15 protein-coding genes and 1 pseudogene are annotated in these 18,400 nt (G+C 70.5%); 4 read left to right on the top strand and 12 right to left on the bottom strand.

The features are described from left to right. Nucleotides 1-73: 73 nt before the first annotated feature. Nucleotides 74-1,009, top strand: coding sequence for a hypothetical protein (locus tag AB0D12_RS29055; RefSeq protein WP_362688982.1), 936 nt, complete (start codon nucleotides 74-76; stop codon nucleotides 1,007-1,009). A gap of 40 nt (nucleotides 1,010-1,049) precedes the next feature. Here the strand turns inward: AB0D12_RS29055 and AB0D12_RS29060 are convergent, their stop codons facing one another. Genes AB0D12_RS29060 through AB0D12_RS29070 form a run of 3 tightly spaced genes read right to left on the bottom strand, consistent with a single transcriptional unit; the run spans nucleotide 1,050 to nucleotide 3,014 of the window. Then, complete coding sequence (locus AB0D12_RS29060) at nucleotides 1,050-1,358, bottom strand: AzlD domain-containing protein (protein WP_362688985.1); 309 nt, start codon at nucleotides 1,356-1,358, stop codon at nucleotides 1,050-1,052. Beyond that, a complete protein-coding gene (locus AB0D12_RS29065; RefSeq protein WP_362688988.1) occupies nucleotides 1,355-2,110 on the bottom strand; it encodes an AzlC family ABC transporter permease in 756 nt (251 codons plus the stop codon). Before AB0D12_RS29065 ends, AB0D12_RS29060 begins: the two co-directional genes overlap by 4 nt. Nucleotides 2,111-2,153: 43 nt before the next feature. Beyond that, nucleotides 2,154-3,014 (bottom strand): AraC family transcriptional regulator, encoded by an 861-nt coding sequence (locus tag AB0D12_RS29070; RefSeq protein WP_362688991.1) that lies wholly within the window; start codon nucleotides 3,012-3,014, stop codon nucleotides 2,154-2,156. A 91-nt stretch (nucleotides 3,015-3,105) separates the two neighbouring features. Between AB0D12_RS29070 and AB0D12_RS29075 the strand changes: the two genes are divergently transcribed. The 3 genes and pseudogenes from AB0D12_RS29075 (at nucleotide 3,106) to AB0D12_RS29085 (ending at nucleotide 9,480) form a co-directional block, all read left to right on the top strand. Beyond that, on the top strand, nucleotides 3,106-7,740 hold the full coding sequence (locus AB0D12_RS29075) for an ATP-dependent helicase (RefSeq protein ID WP_362688994.1): 4,635 nt from the start codon (nucleotides 3,106-3,108) through the stop codon (nucleotides 7,738-7,740). A 123-nt stretch (nucleotides 7,741-7,863) separates the two neighbouring features. Then, a pseudogene (locus AB0D12_RS29080) lies at nucleotides 7,864-8,683 on the top strand (DNA-formamidopyrimidine glycosylase family protein). A 32-nt stretch (nucleotides 8,684-8,715) separates the two neighbouring features. Further along, nucleotides 8,716-9,480, top strand: coding sequence for an SDR family NAD(P)-dependent oxidoreductase (locus AB0D12_RS29085; RefSeq protein ID WP_362688997.1), 765 nt, complete (start codon nucleotides 8,716-8,718; stop codon nucleotides 9,478-9,480). Here the strand turns inward: AB0D12_RS29085 and AB0D12_RS29090 are convergent. The 9 genes from AB0D12_RS29090 to AB0D12_RS29130 all read right to left on the bottom strand — a co-directional run bounded on the left by AB0D12_RS29090 (nucleotide 9,428) and on the right by AB0D12_RS29130 (nucleotide 18,367). Further along, a complete protein-coding gene (locus AB0D12_RS29090) occupies nucleotides 9,428-9,667 on the bottom strand; it encodes a hypothetical protein (RefSeq protein WP_327326444.1) in 240 nt (79 codons plus the stop codon). The two genes, AB0D12_RS29085 and AB0D12_RS29090, sit on opposite strands and share 53 nt — an antisense overlap. Nucleotides 9,668-9,881: 214 nt before the next feature. Further along, nucleotides 9,882-10,352, bottom strand: a complete 471-nt coding sequence (locus AB0D12_RS29095; RefSeq protein ID WP_362689000.1) for a DNA starvation/stationary phase protection protein — start codon at nucleotides 10,350-10,352, stop codon at nucleotides 9,882-9,884. A gap of 150 nt (nucleotides 10,353-10,502) precedes the next feature. Continuing rightward, nucleotides 10,503-10,886, bottom strand: a complete 384-nt coding sequence (locus tag AB0D12_RS29100; protein ID WP_327326442.1) for a helix-turn-helix transcriptional regulator — start codon at nucleotides 10,884-10,886, stop codon at nucleotides 10,503-10,505. Nucleotides 10,887-10,995: 109 nt separating this feature from the next. Then, nucleotides 10,996-11,505 (bottom strand): CinA family protein, encoded by a 510-nt coding sequence (locus AB0D12_RS29105; RefSeq protein WP_362689003.1) that lies wholly within the window; start codon nucleotides 11,503-11,505, stop codon nucleotides 10,996-10,998. Then, entirely contained in the window at nucleotides 11,502-12,188 is a 687-nt protein-coding gene (gene pgsA, locus AB0D12_RS29110) for a CDP-diacylglycerol--glycerol-3-phosphate 3-phosphatidyltransferase (RefSeq protein ID WP_362689006.1), read from the bottom strand. Before pgsA ends, AB0D12_RS29105 begins: the two co-directional genes overlap by 4 nt. Continuing rightward, the gene (gene rimO, locus AB0D12_RS29115; protein ID WP_362689009.1) at nucleotides 12,185-13,651 is read right to left on the bottom strand and encodes a 30S ribosomal protein S12 methylthiotransferase RimO; all 1,467 of its coding nucleotides are present in this window, start codon (nucleotides 13,649-13,651) and stop codon (nucleotides 12,185-12,187) included. Before rimO ends, pgsA begins: the two co-directional genes overlap by 4 nt. A gap of 92 nt (nucleotides 13,652-13,743) precedes the next feature. Beyond that, nucleotides 13,744-14,592, bottom strand: a complete 849-nt coding sequence (locus AB0D12_RS29120; protein ID WP_362689012.1) for a helix-turn-helix domain-containing protein — start codon at nucleotides 14,590-14,592, stop codon at nucleotides 13,744-13,746. Between the two features lie 198 nt (nucleotides 14,593-14,790). Next, on the bottom strand, nucleotides 14,791-17,568 hold the full coding sequence (locus AB0D12_RS29125) for a DNA translocase FtsK (RefSeq protein WP_362689015.1): 2,778 nt from the start codon (nucleotides 17,566-17,568) through the stop codon (nucleotides 14,791-14,793). A gap of 115 nt (nucleotides 17,569-17,683) precedes the next feature. Beyond that, entirely contained in the window at nucleotides 17,684-18,367 is a 684-nt protein-coding gene (locus AB0D12_RS29130) for a response regulator (RefSeq protein ID WP_362689018.1), read from the bottom strand. Nucleotides 18,368-18,400 lie beyond the last annotated feature (33 nt).

Consider the following 18,400-nt stretch of genomic DNA (forward strand, 5'->3'; position numbering starts at 1 on the left):
TCAGTATCCCGCCCGGGGGTGCTGCCGCGTCCGTCCCTCTTGCCGAAAGGCCTTTCCGCCCTACGGTCAGAACATGGCTGGAACCGGAGCAACCCCCGCGTCCTCGCTCGCGTCCCCCCTCGCCCGCGCCGAGCAGTTCATCTGGCTGACGGCCCGGGTGCTGGAACAGCGGCGGTTCGCGTACCACTTCCTCGGCGGCGGCTCGGACACCGTCGAGACAGCCCTGGCCGCGTACCTCAACGAGGACGGCGGTTACGGCCACGCCCTCGAACCCGATCTGCGCGGCCCCGTCAGCCAGCCGCTGCACACGGCTCACGCCCTGCGCATCCTCGACTCCATCGGACGCTGCGGCGGACTGCGCGTGGAGCGGATGTGCCGGTACCTCACGGAGGTGTCGACGCACGACGGGGCACTGCCCGCGATCCACCCGTCCCAGCGCGGCTATCCGTCCGCGCCCTTCATCCCGATCGTCGACGATCCGCCGAGCGAGCTGCTCGCGACGGGTCCGGTGGTGGGGCTGCTGCACCGTAATCAGGTGTGGCACGCCTGGCTGTTCCGGGCCACGGACTTCTGCTGGGCCGCCGTCGACGCGCTGGAGAAGTCCCATCCGTACGAGATCGAGGCCGCCTTGGCCTTCCTGGACGGCGCCCCGGACCGCTCGCGCGCCGAGGCCGCGGCGAGCCGACTCGGCCGGCTGGTGCGCGAGCAGCGCCTGGCGGTGCTGGATCCGGAGCGACTCGACGAGTACCCGGTCGCGCCTGGCTACGCGCCGCAGGAGCGTCACTTCCCGCACGACTACGCCCGAACGCCCCAGTCACTCGCCCGCCGCTGGTTCACGGACGAGGAGATGGCGCGTTCGCTCGAGCATCTCGCGGAAGAGCAGCGCGAGGACGGCGGCTGGCCCGTCAACTGGCGCCAGTGGGCACCCGGCACAGCCCTGGAGTCGCGGCCGATCATGACGATCGAGGCACTGCGGACGCTACGGGCGCACGGTCGCGCCATCGGCTGACGCGACCGGCCGCCGTCGTTTGCCCCTCCGTTCCGTGTGGTCAGCCCCCGAGTGCGCGCACGCCCGCCGTGACCGCCACCGCCGCCCCGACAACCACCAGGAAGGGGGCCCGCAGGGCCAGTGCGAGTGCTGCCGCCGCAAGGCCCGCGGCCCGTGCGTCGAGGACGAGGGAGTTGTCGGCGCTGAAGGTCTGCTGCGCGGTGAGCGCGGCCAGCAGGGCGACGGGCAGCAGTGCGGCCAGCCGCTGGACCAGGGGCCGCTCGAGGGCGTCGGCCGGGACAAGCAGGCCGACCAGCTTCACGAGGTAGCAGCCGACGGCGGTCGCCGCGATCGTGATCCAGATGCTCAACGGTCCTCGCCCTTCGCGCTTTCTGCCTTCTTGCTTGTGCCGTCGGCGATCGTGCGGCCCTTGAACCAGAGGACGGCGGGCGCGGCCAGCGCGGCGACCAGGACCGGCACTCCGGCGGGCAGCACCGGCAGGAACCCGAGCCCCAGGATCACCGCCAGTCCTGCGACAGCCCGCTCGGTCGTCGTACGCAGCATGGGCGCGAGGAGCGCGAGGAAGACCGCAGGTCCTGCGGCGTCCAGCCCCCAGGCGGCGGTGTCGCCGATGGCTTCGGCGCCGAGCGCCCCCAGGAGCGTGGTGAGGTTCCACAGCACATACAGGGTCAGCCCGGTGACGGTGAAGCCGAGACGCACGGCGCGCCGCGTGGGCTGGGCGAGGGCGACAGCCGTGGTCTCGTCGATGACCCAGTGCGCCGCGAAGGGTCGTACGAAGCGGGGCAGGGCAAGCAGCTGGGACAGCCGGAGCCCGTAGAACGCGTTGCGCACGCCGAGGAAGAAGGCGCCCGCGGCGGCGGCGAGCGGATTGCCGCCGGCCGCGATCGCACCGACCAGCGCGAACTGCGAGGCACCGGTGAAGACCAGCAGGCTGAGCGCACATGTCTGCAGCAGGCTGAGGCCGGATCCTGCGGAGGTCACGCCGAAGGCGAAGCCGGACAGGCCGACGGCGATGCCGACGCCGAGCGCGTCGCGTACGACGGCCGAGTCCGGCTTGGACACGGGCTCCGCGGTGGTGCGTATCTCTGAGGGGGCCTTCATGTGAGTCTCTGGGGGAGCTGTCTGTTCTGCCACGACGCGGAACTTACGCGGGGCCCTCGCCGGTGGTCTTGTACGTTCTTGCGCGCTCCTTGCGGTACGCCCCGGGCGGGACGCCGACGATCCGGGTGAAGTGCCGGTTCAGATGCGGCTGGTCGGTGAAGCCGACGGCGACGGCCGCCTCGGCGGGCGCTGTGTCTGCCTCCAGGAGGTGGCGGGCGCGGCGCACACGCGCGTCGGTGAGCCAGGTGTGCGGCGGCATGCCGTATGCCGCCTTGAAGGCGCGCAGCAGCGCGAAGGGGCTGCTGCCGAGCTCCTTCGCCAGCTGTTCCAGGGAGGGCGGCTCGGCCATCCGCTCCTCGAGGAGCTCCTTCGCGAGGGCGGCGGTGCGGGCGCCGGAGGCCGTGGGCGCACGGGAGGGGAGGGCGCTTCCGTGGCGGCCGAGCAGCCGGGCCACCGCGATGCGCAGCAGGCTGTCGGCGGCCAGTGCGTTGCCTTCCTCCGCAGCCCGGTGCACCCCGCGGATCAGCTGGGCGGTCTTGGGGTCCTCGACGATCGTCTCGGCGAATCCGGGGGTGCCGCGGAGCGTGGTCACGGCCCCGGCGATGTCGGAGACGAGCTCCACGGAGGGGTAGAGGGTGGCGTACGTCCAGCCTTCGGGCACCCCGGCGCGGGCGGCGTGCGGCACCTCCGGGTTGATCATGACGACGGTTCCGGGGCCCGCCCGGATGACTCCCTCCGGCAGGCTCACGTCCTCGAGACCGCCGGTGACCGCGCCGAAGGTGAAGCCCTCGTGGCTGTGGCGCGGGAAGGTGTGCCGGACATATCGGGCACGCAGCAGATCGAGGCCCGGCAGTTCCTCGTACTGCCAGTGCCTCGCCCACTCGTGCGGTATCGGCCGCCCCATGCAGCCATTGTGCTCCGGCCGCCTCATCGCTGACCTGGGGGTCCATGACCTGGACAGCTGATTGTCAGTGGTGCGGTGCACGATAGGGGGCATGGCCAGGTCTGCACTCGACTCCTTCTCTCCCGCGACCCGAAGCTGGTTCACGGGGGCGTTCAGTGCGCCCACCGCCGCGCAGGAGGGGGCCTGGCAGGCCATCGGGGAGGGCTCGGACGTGCTGGTCGTGGCACCGACGGGCTCCGGCAAGACCCTGGCCGCGTTCCTCGCCGCGCTGGACCGCCTCGCGTCCGCACCGCCGCCCGCGGACGCGAAGATGCGCTGCCGCGTGCTGTACGTATCGCCGCTCAAGGCACTCGCGGTCGACGTCGAGCGCAATCTCCGCAGTCCGCTCACCGGGATCCGTCAGGAGTCCGTGCGGCTCGGGCTGCCGGAGCCTGAGGTGCGGGTCGGTATCCGCTCGGGTGACACCCCGCCCGCCGAGCGGCGTTCGATGGCCACCAAGCCGCCGGACATCCTGATCACCACGCCCGAATCGCTGTTCCTGATGCTCACCTCCTCGGCACGGGAAGCGCTGTCGGGGATCGAGACGGTGATCCTCGACGAGGTGCACGCCGTCGCCGGCACGAAGCGGGGCGCGCACCTCGCTGTGTCGCTGGAGCGGCTCGACGAGCTGCTGCCACGCCCGGCCCGGCGGATCGGCCTGTCCGCGACGGTACGGCCGGTGGACGAAGTGGCCCGCTATCTGTCACCGCAGCGCAAGGTGAAGATCGTCCAGCCGCCCTCGGGCAAGGAGTTCGACCTGTCGGTGGTCGTCCCGGTCGAGGATCTGGGTGAGTTGGGCGGCTCCCCCGCGTCCGAGGTCTCGTCGTCCTCATCCGGCAATGGCGAGAAGCCGTCGATCTGGCCGCATGTCGAGGAGCGCATCGCGGATCTCGTCCAGGCACACCGCTCCACGATCGTCTTCGCCAACTCCCGCCGCCTGGCGGAGCGGTTGTGCAACCGCCTCAATGAGATCGCGTACGAACGCGCCACTGGTGAGGCAATGCCCGAAAAGCCATCACCGGCCGAGATCATGGCTCAGTCCGGAGCCGCACAGGGCGCTCCTCCCCTGCTCGCCCGCGCACACCACGGCTCGGTCTCCAAGGAGCAGCGGGCGCTGGTCGAGGAGGACCTGAAGGCGGGCCGACTGCCGGCCGTTGTGGCCACCTCCAGCCTGGAGCTGGGTATCGACATGGGCGCGGTCGACCTGGTGGTACAGGTCGAGTCCCCGCCGTCCGTCGCCTCCGGCCTGCAGCGGGTCGGCCGCGCCGGCCACCAGGTGGGCGCGGTCTCCACCGGCGTCGTCTTCCCCAAGTACCGGGGCGATCTGGTGCAGGCGGCCGTGGTCACCGAGCGAATGCGCACCGGCTCCATCGAGGCGCTCCGTGTCCCGTCCAACCCCCTGGACGTACTGGCACAGCAGCTCGTCGCGATGGTCGCCCTCGACACCTGGCAGGTCGACGATCTACTGGCTCTGGTCCGTCGGGCCGCGCCGTTCGCCTCGCTGCCCGAGTCGGCCTTCACCGCCGTCCTCGACATGCTCGCCGGACGCTATCCCTCCGACGCCTTCGCCGAACTCCGCCCCCGCGTGGTCTGGGACCGCGTCGCGGGCACGGTCACGGGCCGCCCGGGCGCGCAACGACTCGCCGTCACCTCCGGCGGCACCATTCCCGACCGCGGCCTCTTCGGCGTCTTCCTGGCAGGCGCGGACCCGAAGAAGGGCGGCGGCCGGGTCGGCGAGCTCGACGAGGAGATGGTGTACGAGTCCCGGGTGGGCGATGTCTTCACCCTGGGCACCACCTCCTGGCGGATCGAGGACATCACCCGCGACCGGGTGCTCGTCTCACCGGCCCCCGGCGTGCCGGGCCGGCTCCCCTTCTGGAAGGGCGACCAGCTCGGCCGCCCGCTCGAACTGGGCCGCGCGGTGGGCGCGTTCCTCCGCGAGGTCGGCGGCCTCACCCCCGAGGACGCCCGGCTCCGTCTGCTGGCCGCCGGTCTGGACGCCTGGGCAGCCGACAATGTCCTCGGCTATCTCGACGAGCAGCGCCGGGCCTGCGGCCATGTGCCGGACGACCGGACGATCCTTGTCGAGCGTTTCCGCGATGAGCTGGGCGACTGGCGGGTCGTGATCCACTCCCCTTTCGGAGCCCAGGTGCACGCGCCGTGGGCGCTGGCGCTCGGTGCCCGGCTCGCCGAGCGGTACGGCATGGATGCTCAGGTCATGCATGCCGACGACGGCATCGTGCTGCGGCTGCCGGACGCGGATCTGATGAGCCTGGACCTCCTCGACCAGGACCCGGTCCACCTCGACACGACGTTCGACAGCGAGCAGGCACCGGTCGGCGCGGCGGACACCGTCTTCGACAAGGGCGAGATCAATCAGATCGTCACCGACCAGGTGGGCGGCTCCGCGCTCTTCGCCTCCCGGTTCCGCGAGTGCGCCGCGCGTGCGCTGCTGCTCCCCAGGCGCAGCCCCGGCAAGCGCACCCCGCTGTGGCAGCAGCGCCAGCGTGCGGCCCAACTGCTTCAGGTGGCGAGCGAGTTCGGGTCCTTCCCGATCGTCCTCGAGGCGGTCCGTGAATGCCTCCAGGATGTCTTCGACGTCCCCGGCCTCACCGAGCTGATGGGTGATATCGAGTCCCGACGGGTCCGGCTGGTCGAGGTCACCACCCCGGAGCCCTCGCCCTTCGCACGGTCGCTGCTGTTCGGTTATGTCGCCCAGTTCCTGTACGAGGGGGACTCGCCCCTCGCCGAGCGTCGCGCCGCGGCCCTCTCGCTGGACTCCCGGCTGCTCGCCGAACTCCTCGGCCAGGCCGAGCTGCGGGAGCTGCTCGACGCCGATGTGCTCGCCGAACTGGAGCGGGAGCTGCAGTGGCTCGCCGAGGACCGCCGGATCAAGGACGAGGAGGGCGTCGCCGATCTGCTGCGGATCCTTGGCCCGCTCACCGGTGCCGAGCTGGCCGAGCGCGGCGGCGACCCTCAGTGGCCACAGGATCTGGCGGCGTCGCGCCGGGCCATCCGGGTCCGGATCGCGGGCGCGGACCACTGGGCGGCGGTCGAGGACGCGGGCCGGCTGCGCGACGCGCTGGGCACGGCGCTGCCAGTGGGCGTTCCGGAGGCGTTCACCGAGCCGGTCAAGGACCCGCTGGGCGACCTGCTCGCCCGGTTCGCGCGTACGCACGGCCCGTTCACCTCGACCCAGGCGGCGGCCCGCTTCGGCCTGGGCACGGCCGTCACGGACGGTGCGCTGCAGCGCCTCGCGGCGAACGGGCGGGTCGTACAGGGTGAGTTCCATCCTTCCGGCATCGGCCAGGAGTGGTGCGACGCGACCGTGCTGCGCCGACTGCGCCGCCGGTCGCTGGCAGCTCTGCGCCATGAGCTGGAGCCGGTCCCGCCCGCCGCGCTCGCCACCTTCCTCCCCAAGTGGCAGCACCTGGGCAGCAACAGCCTGCGCGGCATCGACGGACTGGCGCGCGCCATCGAGCAGCTCCAAGGTGCCGCGGTCCCCGCCTCCGCCCTCGAGAAGCTGATCATCCCGTCCCGTGTCTCCGGCTACACCCCCGCCCTTCTCGACGAACTCACCACGACGGGCGAGGTCGTGTGGGCCGGAGCGGGCTCGCTGCCCGGCAAGGACGGCTGGATCTCTCTCTACCTCGCCGACACCGCCCCGCTGCTTCTCCCTCCGCCCCACCCCCTGGAGCTCACCGCGCTGCACGAGTCCGTCCTCAGCGCCCTCTCCCCCGGCTACGGGCTGTTCTTCCGCCAGATCACGGACCAGGTCCGGGCCACCACACACCCGGACGCCGCCGATGCCCAACTGGCTGATGTCATCTGGGACCTGGCCTGGTCCGGCCGGCTCACCAACGACACGCTGGCTCCCCTGCGTTCGCTGCTCGGATCGGGCCGTACCGCCGGTTCCACGGCCCACCGTGCCAAGCGGACCGTCCCCCGCGGGCGCTACGGCAGCCTGACCGCGGCCGCCCGCCCAGCCTCCCGTACGGGACCGCCGACGGTGAGCGGCCGCTGGTCCCTGCTCCCGGCCACCGAGCCCGACCCGACCCACCGGGCACACGCCCTGGCCCGTACGCTCCTCGACCGTCATGGCGTGGTGACCCGGGGCGCGGTGGCGGCCGAGGGCGTGGAAGGAGGCTTCTCCGCGACGTACCGGATCCTCTCGGCGTTCGAGGACAGCGGACAGGCGCGCCGCGGCTATGTCGTGGAGGGGCTCGGCGCGGCCCAGTTCGCGATGGACGGCGCGGTCGACCGCCTCCGTGCGGCGGCCACGGCAAAGGACCGGGCCGACGAGCTGACGGCACCCCGCGCCGTTGTGCTGGCCGCCGCGGATCCCGCCAATGCGTACGGGGCCGCTCTGCCCTGGCCCGAGCCGCCGACCGGTGCCGGGCACAAGCCGGGCCGCAAGGCGGGCTCGCTGGTCGTCCTCGTGAACGGCGAGCTCACGCTCTACCTGGAGCGAGGCGGCAAGACCCTGCTGGCCTGGGCGACCGACCCGGACGCCCCCGCCCTCCACGCGGCGTGCGATGCCCTGGCCAATGCCGCTCGCGCGGGCGCGCTCGGCACCATCACGGTGGAGCGGGCCAACGGCACACCGGCGCTGACCTCTCCGCTGGCCCGCGACCTGGAGACGGCGGGCTTCCACGCCACCCCGAGGGGGCTGCGTCTGCGCCCCTGAGCGCCAGGCCGCTAGCCGCCAGGCCGCTGACGGTCAAGCCCCTGAGCACCAAAGCGCCTGCCCCCGGGCCCCTGAGCCCCAAGCCGCTGACCCCGGCCCGCCGTGTCCCGCATCATGGATGCCATGCCCGAAGGAGACACCGTCTGGCTGACCGCCCAGCGCCTGCACACCGCACTCGCCGGGCAGGTCCTGACCCGTTCCGACCTGCGCGTCCCGCGTTTCGCCACCGCCGATCTCACCGGCCGGACCGTCCTGGACGTCACCTCGCGCGGCAAGCACCTCCTGACCCGCATCGAGGGCGGCCTCACCCTGCACTCGCACCTCCGTATGGACGGCTCCTGGCAGGTGTACGGCTCCGGTGAGCGCTGGCGCGGCGGCCACGCACCAGATCCGTGCCATCCTCGGCAACGCCGCACACACCGCCGTCGGCTACCGGCTCCCCGTCCTGGAGCTGCTGCGCACCGCCGACGAGGAGCAGGCGGTGGGACATCTCGGCCCGGACCTGCTGGGCCCGGACTGGGACGCGGACATCGCCGTCGGCAATCTGCTCGCCGACCCGGCCAGGCCCCTCGGCGAGGCGCTGCTCGATCAGCGCAATCTCGCCGGCATCGGCAATGTCTACAAGTCGGAGCTCGCGTTCCTTGCCCGCGTGACTCCCTGGCTGCCCGTCGGCGAGCTCCCCGCCGGCATCACGGAGCGGCTCATGATCACGGCTCACCGCCTCCTGGAAGCTAACAAGCAGCGCTTCGACCGCCGTACCACGGCGAACACGGCAGCCCCGACCGGCGGCCGCCGCCCCGGCCCCCGCCTCCATGTCTACGGGCGCGAGGGTATGCCCTGTCTGCGCTGCGGCACCCTCATCCGCAAGGCAGACCAGGGCGACGGCAGTCGCGAACGCCCCACCTACTGGTGCCCTCGCTGCCAAACAGGACCCACTAGTTGACGACCCGTCAGATCCAGTCGTACCTTCCCCGCATGGCCCTCAAGGCGTACGACCTCACCGGCCGCACGGCGTTCGTCACCGGCGCGGCCAGCGGCATCGGCCGCGCCTCCGCCGTCCTCCTCGCCGAGGCGGGAGCCACCGTCCACTGCGCCGACCTCGACGAAAAGGGCCTCCACGAGACCCGGACCCTGATCGCCGACGCGGGCGGGGCCGCGCACACCCACACCCTCGACGTCACCGACCGCGCCCGGCTCAGGGCCGCGATCGCGTGCGCGGACCGGCTCGATGTCATGGCGGCCGTCGCCGGCATCATGCACAGCAGCACGGTCCTGGAGACGAGGGACGAGGATCTCGACCGTGTCCTCGCGGTCAACTTCAAAGGGATTCTGTACGCATGCCAGGAGTCGGCCCGCGCCATGATCGCCGCGGGCACCCACGGCTCGATCGTCACCATGGCCTCGGGCGCCGTCGACGCCGCGAATGCCGGCCTGCTCTGCTACAGCGTGGCCAAAGCAGCGGTGGTGCAGCTCACCAAGACCCTCGCGACCGAGCTCGGGCCGCACTCCATCCGCGTCAACGCCGTCGCCCCCGGCTGGATCCGCACTCCCATGACCGACCGCCACGACGAGGCGCTCCAGCTCAAGACCGAGGCGACCATGGTCCGGATGTCCCCGCTGCGCCGAGTCGGCGAGCCGCAGGACATCGCCCATACGGTCCTTCATCTGGCGTCCGACGCATCGTCCTTCACGACGGGCCAGATTCTCCGCCCGAACGGCGGCGTGGCGATGCCCTGGTGATCTCGCGGGAAGCCGTCACATGCACCGGCAGCAGACTCAGCCCCCACCCGCCCGCCGCCATCGCACCCTCGACGAGCCCCGCCTGCTGCGGTATGAGCACCAGCCGCAGCACGGCCCACCACCACAGCCCGCCGACCACGAGCCCGAGAGCGACCACCGGCACGAGGACCACCCCGCGTACTGCCATGGCTGCCTCCTCCGGCCCACGCTAGACCGGCGCGATCACCGGCGGGAGGGCGCACGGGTGGACAACCCGGCGCGCGGAGCGCTGGTCCCCTCACTTCCCATCACTTCAGAGTGCGACGACAAGCCGAAGTCCGCAGCGCCTGGAGTGCGTTTGCCGCCGCGCCCCGGCGATGTGGCCGAGGCCGAGCCCGACCGCCCGGCCACGGCGCAACCGCCTACGCGCTCTCCGCCTGGAACATCCACGCGTGCTTCTCCAGGTCCGCCGTGAGCCCGATCAGAATGTCCTGGGTCACCGGATCCGGATCCGCCGTCGCCACGATCCGCTCCCGCATCCGCCCGATCACCGCGCCCAGCGCATCGACCAGGACCTGTACGGCGTCCGTGTCCTTGACCCATCCCTCAGGCACCGCGCCGATCGCGCTCTGCGCCGCCACCGTCGCGGCCCGCCCGTCCGGCGGCACCCCGATAGCCGACGCCCGCTCGGCCACCGTGTCGGAGTGCAGCCGCGCCGTAGCCACGACCTCGTCGAGCTGCAGATGGATAGACCTGAAGCGTGGGCCGACCACATTCCAGTGGACCTGCTTCGCCACCAGCGAGAGATCCACCAGGTCCACGAGCGCCCCACGCAGCGCGTTGCCGACCGTCTTGAGGTCCACCTCGGACAGAGGGCTCTTCACGACAGACATCCATGCCTCCACTCGGTACACAGCTACTGGCTCCGCAGACACCATCCACGATTACACAAACACCCAAAAACGGGCATCCGGGGAAAGCGGAAGCCCCGACCAGCACTCGAGTACCAGTCGGGGCCCAGCTGTAAACCAAGCCGTACGGATTCAGGCGGCGACGACGTCGACCGCCTCCGCAGGCGCCTTGATGGTCACCCGCTCCGTCGGCACACCCGCCACCGACGTCACGGAGACGGAATTGAGCATCGGGCGTACTGGCGCAGGCACCCGTTCGCTCGCCGCTGCCGACTCGGCCAGTTCGGCCAGTGACAGCTCGTCGCTCACTTCGCGCATGAGCTCGGACATCCGTACGTCAAGCGCGTCGCAGATCGCGGAGAGCAGCTCGGAGGAAGCCTCCTTCTGCCCCCGTTCCACCTCGGAGAGATAGCCGAGCGATACTCGGGCGGACGAGGAGACTTCGCGCAGAGTACGGCCCTGGCGCTGGCGCTGCCGACGCAGCACGTCACCCAGCAGGCGACGGAGCAGAATCATCGGTGGCTCCCTCCTCGGACCGCGTAGCCGCATCCTTCACGCCCCACCGTACCGCCTCGTGCCGCGGCCGTGCGGGGAGCGATGTCGTGTTCACTCAGGGCTGCAAACATCAAGTCCCCCCGTTCTGTTCCGTATCCTGTGTCCGCGCATTTTCGTGCAGTTCGCCGGAGAGCAACTCGAGCACGCTCCGTACACACTCTCTACGGATTTCCGCCCGGTCGCCGTTCAACCGCAGTGCGGCGACTTTCGCCATGCCATTCGGCCCCGCAACGGCCACATAGACCGTCCCGACGGGCTGTCCGTCCTGTGGATCCGGCCCCGCTACACCCGTGGTCGCGATCCCCCAGCCGGCACCCAGCACCTCCCGTACCCCGGCCGCCATCTGCCGTGCGACCTCGGGATCCACCGCGCCGCGCTCCGCCAGGAGGGCCCCGTCGACCCGCAGAACTTCCCTCTTGAGAGTGGTTGCGTACGCCGTGACAGAGCCACGGAAGGACTTCGAGGCACCCGGTACGGAGGTGAGCTCGGCGGCCACCAGGCCGCCGGTCAGCGACTCGGCGACGGCCAGCGTCTCGCCACGCTCCGCGAGCAGAGCCAGCACCCGAGCCGCTGTCTTCACCGTGCGTCCCGCACTTCCTCCGCCGCCGCGTCCTCTGCGTCCGCGCGCTCCGCCGCGAGCCCCCGGCGCCTCAGCACAATCGCCTGCCGCACATAGTCGAGGCCCGTGACCACCGTCAGCAGGACGGCGAGCGCCATCACCCAGAAGCGCAGGGTGGCCAGCGGCCCGGTCAGCGCGAGGACATACATCCCCACCGCGGTGCCCTGCGCGAGCGTCTTCATCTTGCCGCCGCGGCTGGCCGGAATGATCCCGTGCCGGATCACCCAGAACCGCATCAGCGTGATCCCGAGCTCACGGAAGAGAATGACGCCGGTCACCCACCACGGCAGATCCCCGAGCGCCGACAGGCAGATCAGCCCGGCGGCCATGATCGCCTTGTCGGCGATCGGATCGGCGATCTTCCCGAAGTCGGTGACCAGGTTGTACGTACGTGCCAGATGGCCGTCGAAGATGTCGGTGATCATGGCGACGGCGAACGCCGCCCACGCCCAGGCACGCCAGGCCGGGTCGTAGCCGCCGTCCTGCAGCATCAGCATGACGAAGCCGGGCACGAGCACCAGCCGCACCATGGTGAGGATGTTGGCGATGTTCCACAGGCTGGCCTGATTGACGGCCGCAGCGCCCAGCTTGCCGCCGGGCGCCGGCCTACCGGTGCCGCCCGCGGATGCCGGCACTCCGGTCATCTGCCCGCCTCCTCATCAAGACACTCGGCCACCAGGTCGACGCCTTCCGTACCCATGACCTTCGCCTCGACCATACGGCCGGGGACAAGCCCGCGGCTCGTGGTGAAGATCACCTGACCGTCCGTCTCCGGCGCCTGGTGCGCAGCGCGGCCCACCGCACCGTCCTCGCCGTCCACCGACTCGACCAGTACCTCGAGGCTCTCGCCGAGCCGCTCCTCGGCGCGCTGGGCGGTCAGCTCCTCCGCGAGCCGGGAGAGGTGCTCGAGCCGCTCCGCGATGACGTCGGCGTCGAGCTTGTTGTCGTACGAGACGGCTTCGGTGCCGTCCTCGTCGGAGTAGCCGAAGACGCCGATGGCATCGAGCCGCGCCCCGGTGAGGAAGCGTTCCAGCTCGGCGAAATCCGCCTCGGTCTCGCCGGGGAAGCCGACGATGAAGTTGGACCGCACTCCCGCCTGCGGAGCCTTGCCGCGGACGGTCTCCAGCAGCTCCAGGAAACGCTCGGTGTCACCGAAGCGCCGCATCGCGCGAAGCACGCCAGGCGCCGAGTGCTGGAAGGAGAGGTCGAAGTACGGCGCGATCTTCGGCGTCGAGGTGAGGACGTCGATCAGTCCGGGCCGCATCTCGGCGGGTTGCAGATAACTGACCCGCACCCGCTCGATCCCGTCCACCTCGGAAAGCTCCGGAAGCAGGGTCTCCAGCAGACGGATGTCGCCGAGATCCTTGCCGTACGAAGTGTTGTTCTCCGAGACCAGCATGATCTCCTTCACGCCCTGCTCGGCCAGCCAGCGCGTCTCGCCGAGCACATCGCTGGGCCGGCGGGAGATGAAGGAGCCGCGGAAGGACGGGATGGCGCAGAAGGAGCAGCGCCGGTCGCAGCCGGACGCAAGCTTCACCGAGGCGACGGGGCTGGTGCCCAGGCGGCGCCGGAGCGGCGCACGCGGCCCGGACACCGGAGCGACACCTTCGGGAAGGTCCTCGGGGGCCGGCGCGACCTCACCGTGCCCGGGCAGCGCCACATCGGTGGCGTCCTGCCGCTCGACCGGGCTCAGCGGAAGCAGCTTCCGCCGGTCGCGAGGGGTGTGGGAGGCGTGGATTCCGCCATTGAGGATGGTCTGCAGTCGTTCGGAGATATCGGCGTAGTCGTCGAAGCCGAGCACTCCGTCCGCCTCGGGCAGCGCCTCGGCGAGCTCCTTGCCGTACCGCTCGGCCATGCAGCCGACGGCGACCACGGCCTGGGTCTTGCCGTGGTCCTTCAGATCGTTGGCTTCCAGCAGGGCGTCGACGGAGTCCTTTTTGGCGGCCTCGACGAATCCGCAGGTGTTGACGACTGCGACATCCGCGTCGGAGGCTTCCTCGACGAGCTCCCAGCCGTCCGCTGCCAAGCGGCCTGCGAGCTCCTCCGAGTCCACCTCGTTACGGGCGCAGCCGAGAGTGACAAGGGCGACGGTACGGCGTTCGGGCATGGGCTCAAGACTACTTTGTCCTGACCCACGCCCTGGCCCCGAGGGCTGTCGGCCCTCCGCACGTCTCCGGGGCGCCCTTCAGCAGCGGCCTGCTAGCCGACCTCGGGGTCGCCCTTCGTGTACGACAGCCGCTCGACCTGACCGGTCTCGAACTGGTCCTCGACCTTCTTGCCGTTCACGAACAGCTCGATCGCCCCGGCGTTCCCGAGGATGAGATCGACCCGCTCGTCGTCCTGGAAGGTCTTGGACTCGCCCTTGAGCAGCGTCCCGTCAAAGAGCAGCTTGCCGTTGTGCGACTTGGCGGAGATCCAGCTCTTGTCGTCCAGGACGGAGAGCTTCACCGTCACCTTGTCCTTCGGCACCGCCGCGATGGCACTGTCCGAGGGGTCGGGCTTGGGGTCGGCGGGCTTGCTCGTGGACGGCCGGGGCGGGCTGGGCTTCTGCTCGGGCGCCGGGCCCTCCGCGACGTGATTGCCCTTGCTGCCGTTGTCTGCGCCGTTGAAGAGCGTGAAGGCGACAAAGCCGATCACGGCGACGATCGCGGCGACCATGGCCGCGGTCCAGTTGGGGCGGCGCCGTTCCGGGCGGATGCGTTCGGCCTCGAAGAGCGGCGCGGCAGGCGTCGGCGCAGGCCGTCCGCCGTGCTCCGCGTCGTACTGCGCGACGAGCGGATCGGGGTCGAGCCCGACGGCACGCGCCAGCGAGCGGATATGCCCGCGGGCGTAGACATCGCCGCCGCAGCGGGAGAAGTCGTCCTCTTCGATCCCGTGCACGATGGGAATGCGCACCCGGGTGGAGGTCGTGACCTCGTCAACGGTCAGACCTGCGTCGATGCGGGCCTGCTGGAGCGCTCGACCGATCGAAGGCCGTTCGTCGTCGGTCGAAGGCCGTTCGTCTTCGATTGAAGGCCGGTCGTCTTCGGGGGAGTTGCCGATGGACACGGGGGCGCCTTTCGAGCGTGTAACCACCTGCTGGAGGTTCAGTCTATGGGTGGTACGAAAGGGTGGGGCAACCGGGCGGAGGGACTTTGTACGCCATCAGAATGGCCGGACATCCGTGATGGTGGGACATCTGTCTGTCCCTCCCTCCAACTTGACGTACGAGTGGGGGAAACGGTTGCTCTCCGGACCCTTAAGAATCTAAGAGTCAGACTCCCCGCGTATCACGGCGAGCACTCCATCCAGTTCGTCCGGTTTCACCAGAACATCGCGTGCCTTCGAGCCCTCGCTCGGCCCGACGATGTTCCGTGACTCCATTAGATCCATTAGTCTGCCCGCCTTCGCGAAGCCGACACGCAGCTTCCGCTGGAGCATTGAGGTCGACCCGAACTGGGTGGATACGACCAGTTCGGCGGCCTGGCAGAGCAGATCGAGGTCGTCGCCGATGTCCTCGTCGATCTCCTTCTTCTGCTTCGTCCCGACCACCACGTCCTCGCGGAAGACCGGCGCCATCTGATCCTTGCAGTGCTGGACCACCGCCGCGACTTCGTCCTCGGTCACGAAGGCGCCCTGCATACGGGTGGGCTTGTTGGCACCCATTGGGAGGAAGAGCCCGTCGCCCTTGCCGATCAGCTTCTCCGCGCCCGGCTGGTCCAGGATGACCCGGCTGTCGGCGAGCGAGGAGGTCGCGAAGGCGAGTCGCGAGGGCACATTCGCCTTGATCAGACCGGTGACGACATCGACCGACGGCCGCTGGGTCGCCAGTACCAGATGGATACCGGCCGCGCGCGCCAGCTGGGTGATACGGACGATGGCGTCCTCGACATCGCGCGGCGCGACCATCATCAGATCCGCGAGCTCGTCGACGATCACCAGCAGATACGGGTACGGGGTGAGCTCGCGCTCACTGCCCTCCGGTGGTTTGACCTTGCCGTTCCTGATGGCCTGGTTGAAGTCGTCGATGTGCCGGTAGCCGTACGCCGCGAGGTCGTCGTAGCGCAGATCCATCTCTCGTACCACCCACTGCAGGGCCTCCGCGGCCCGCTTGGGGTTGGTGATGATCGGCGTGATCAGGTGCGGAATGCCCTCGTACGCGGTGAGCTCTACCCGCTTGGGGTCGACGAGCACCATCCGTACGTCCTCCGGCGTCGCCCGCACCATCACCGAGGTGATCAGGCAGTTGATGCAGGACGACTTTCCGGAGCCGGTCGCGCCCGCGACCAGCATGTGCGGCATCTTCGCGAGGTTGGCCATCACATAGCCGCCCTCGACGTCCTTGCCGAGCGCGACCAGCATCGGGTGCTCGTCCCCTGCGGCGTCCGCGAGACGCAGCACGTCGCCGAGGTTGACCATCTCGCGGTCGGAGTTCGGGATCTCGATGCCGACCGCGGACTTGCCGGGGATCGGGGAGATGATCCGTACGTCCGGGCTGGCGACGGCGTACGCGATGTTCTTGGTGAGCGCGGTGATCCGCTCGACCTTCACGGCCGGGCCCAGCTCCACCTCGTACCGGGTGACCGTCGGGCCGCGGGTGAAGCCGGTGACGGCCGCGTCGACCTTGAACTCCATGAAGACATTGCTGAGTGAGGCGACGACCGCGTCATTGGCGGCGCTGCGCGTCTTGCCGGGGCCACCCCGCTCCAGCAGGTCGAGGGAGGGCAGCGCGTAGGTGATGTCGCCGGCGAGCTGCAGCTGCTCGGCGCGCGGCGGCAGGGGGTGGGACTCGTCGGGCGCCGGCTTGGTCAGGTCCGGAACGGACGACTTCGACCCGCGTTCCCGCTGCTCGCGCTCCTTCGGCTCCGGCTGTTCGGGCTCACGCGCGTTCGGTACGGGGGTGGCGGCCCGCTGTCGTTCGGCGGTGACATCCCGGGTGAGATCGGCGACGAGCGGCGAGGGCGGCATGCCGTTCAGTACGGCCCCGTCGAGTGCCGCGGCCGCCGCCGCGGCCACGTCCACGGCGTCCATCGGACGGTTCAGGGCAGGCTGCACAGAGGCCCTGCGCGGCCGCCGGCGTCTGGCGAACGCCTCCTCCTCCGCATGGTCCGCGTCGAACTCCGCCGACTCCTCGCTCCGGCGCGCGGACGAGCGGCGCCTACGGGCGGGCACGGCATCGCGCCACTGATCCTCGTACCGCTCGTCGTCGTCCGTGGCCTCGGCACCGGCGTCGTACGGCGGTTCGGCGAGACCCAGCCTGGAGCCGAGCAGCCGCAGCCGCTGCGGAATGGCGTTGACGGGCGTGGCGGTGACCACGAGCAGACCGAAGAGCGTGAGCAGCACGAGCAGCGGTACGGCCAGTACCTCGCCCATGGTGAAGATCAGCGGCTTGGAGGCGGCCCAGCCGATCAGCCCGCCCGCGTCCTGCATCGCCTCGGTGCCGTCCTCGCGGCCCGGTGAGCCGCAGGCGATATGTACCTGGCCGAGGACGCCGATGACGAGTGCGGACAGTCCGATGACGATCCGGCCGTTGGCCTCAGGCTTCTCGGGATAGAGGATCAGACGCACGGCAATGGCGGTCAGCAGTATCGGCACGAGCAGATCGAGCCGGCCGAAGGCGCCGGTCACCAGCATCTCGACGAGGTCGCCGACCGGACCGCTCAAATTGGACCAGGTGCCGGCGGCGACGATCAGCGCCAGACCGAGGAGCAGCAGCGCCAGACCGTCCTTGCGGTGCGCCGGGTCGAGTCCTTTCGCGCCGCGCCCTATGCCGCGGAACATCGCCCCCACCGCGTGTGCGAGGCCGAGCCAGAGAGCGCGCGCGAGCCGGTACACGCCGCCCGTGGGGGACGGTGCCGGCTTCGGCGCAGCAGCTTTCTTGGCCGCTGCCCTTTTGGCGGGCGCCTTCTTCGCGGGCGCGCTCTTCTTCGCGGCGGACTTCTTGGCGGGCGCCGCCTTCTTCGCGGCGCCGGTCGTACGGCCGGCGCGCGGCTTCGCGGTGCCCGCCGCGCCCTGGGAACCCTTGCCGGACGTACGTGAGGCCATGGTGGTGAGGTTACCGGTGTCGACGGCAGGGGACACGTGTGCCTACTGCTTCACCCGTTCGTGTCGCCCGGATGGAGGCGTGAAGCTGACGCCCCCTCAAGCGTGGGGCAGCCGTTCAGTTCTGCGAGGGGAGTGTCGGCGTACCGCCGCCGGTACCGGGCTCCAGCGCGTCCAGCGCCCGGCGCAGACCAGTCAGTTTGCGTTCGAGATGGGCCGCGGTTGCGACGGCCGCGGCGTCCGCCGAGTCGTCGTCGAGCTGCTTGGACAGCGCTTCCGCCTGCTCCTCAACTGCCGCAAGCCGTGCGGAAAGCTCAGCGAGGAGGCCTGCCGGCTCCTTGGTGTCGCCCGGACTCGCCTGGCCACCGCCCTCCAGCTGCAGCCGCAGCAGCGCGGCCTGCTCGCGCAGTTGGCAGTTCTTCATATAGAGCTCGACGAAGACCGAGACCTTCGCCCGCAGCACCCACGGGTCGAACGGCTTGGAGATGTAGTCGACCGCGCCCGCGGCATAACCCCGAAAGGTGTGGTGCGGGCCGTGGTTGATCGCGGTGAGAAAGATGATCGGGATGTCCCGGGTCCGCTCGCGCCGCTTGATGTGCGCGGCCGTCTCGAATCCGTCCATGCCCGGCATCTGGACATCCAGCAGAATGACCGCAAAGTCGTCCGTCAGCAGCGCTTTGAGCGCTTCCTCCCCTGACGATGCCCGCACCAGTGTCTGATCGAGCGCAGAGAGGATGGCCTCCAGCGCCAGCAGATTCTCCGGCCGGTCATCGACCAGGAGGATCTTGGCCTTCTGCACCATGGCCCGCCCTCCTCGCCCCGGATGTGCACCGGG

Origin of the sequence: Streptomyces sp. NPDC048479, assembly GCF_040651435.1 — a bacterium.
Classification (GTDB): Bacteria; Actinomycetota; Actinomycetes; order Streptomycetales; family Streptomycetaceae; genus Streptomyces.

What these genes read in the sequence shown, in the direction of transcription:
- AB0D12_RS29125 (WP_362689015.1), bottom strand. Translation starts at nt 17,568, where the DNA reads ATGGCCTCACGTACGTCCGGCAAGGGTTCCCAGGGCGCGGCGGGCACC.
- AB0D12_RS29085 (WP_362688997.1), top strand. Translation starts at nt 8,716, where the DNA reads ATGGCCCTCAAGGCGTACGACCTCACCGGCCGCACGGCGTTCGTCACC.
- AB0D12_RS29055 (WP_362688982.1), top strand. Translation starts at nt 74, where the DNA reads ATGGCTGGAACCGGAGCAACCCCCGCGTCCTCGCTCGCGTCCCCCCTC.
- AB0D12_RS29095 (WP_362689000.1), bottom strand. Translation starts at nt 10,352, where the DNA reads ATGTCTGTCGTGAAGAGCCCTCTGTCCGAGGTGGACCTCAAGACGGTC.
- AB0D12_RS29075 (WP_362688994.1), top strand. Translation starts at nt 3,106, where the DNA reads ATGGCCAGGTCTGCACTCGACTCCTTCTCTCCCGCGACCCGAAGCTGG.
- AB0D12_RS29065 (WP_362688988.1), bottom strand. Translation starts at nt 2,110, where the DNA reads ATGAAGGCCCCCTCAGAGATACGCACCACCGCGGAGCCCGTGTCCAAG.
- AB0D12_RS29100 (WP_327326442.1), bottom strand. Translation starts at nt 10,886, where the DNA reads ATGATTCTGCTCCGTCGCCTGCTGGGTGACGTGCTGCGTCGGCAGCGC.
- rimO (WP_362689009.1), bottom strand. Translation starts at nt 13,651, where the DNA reads ATGCCCGAACGCCGTACCGTCGCCCTTGTCACTCTCGGCTGCGCCCGT.
- AB0D12_RS29070 (WP_362688991.1), bottom strand. Translation starts at nt 3,014, where the DNA reads ATGGGGCGGCCGATACCGCACGAGTGGGCGAGGCACTGGCAGTACGAG.
- AB0D12_RS29130 (WP_362689018.1), bottom strand. Translation starts at nt 18,367, where the DNA reads ATGGTGCAGAAGGCCAAGATCCTCCTGGTCGATGACCGGCCGGAGAAT.
- pgsA (WP_362689006.1), bottom strand. Translation starts at nt 12,188, where the DNA reads ATGACCGGAGTGCCGGCATCCGCGGGCGGCACCGGTAGGCCGGCGCCC.
- AB0D12_RS29090 (WP_327326444.1), bottom strand. Translation starts at nt 9,667, where the DNA reads ATGGCAGTACGCGGGGTGGTCCTCGTGCCGGTGGTCGCTCTCGGGCTC.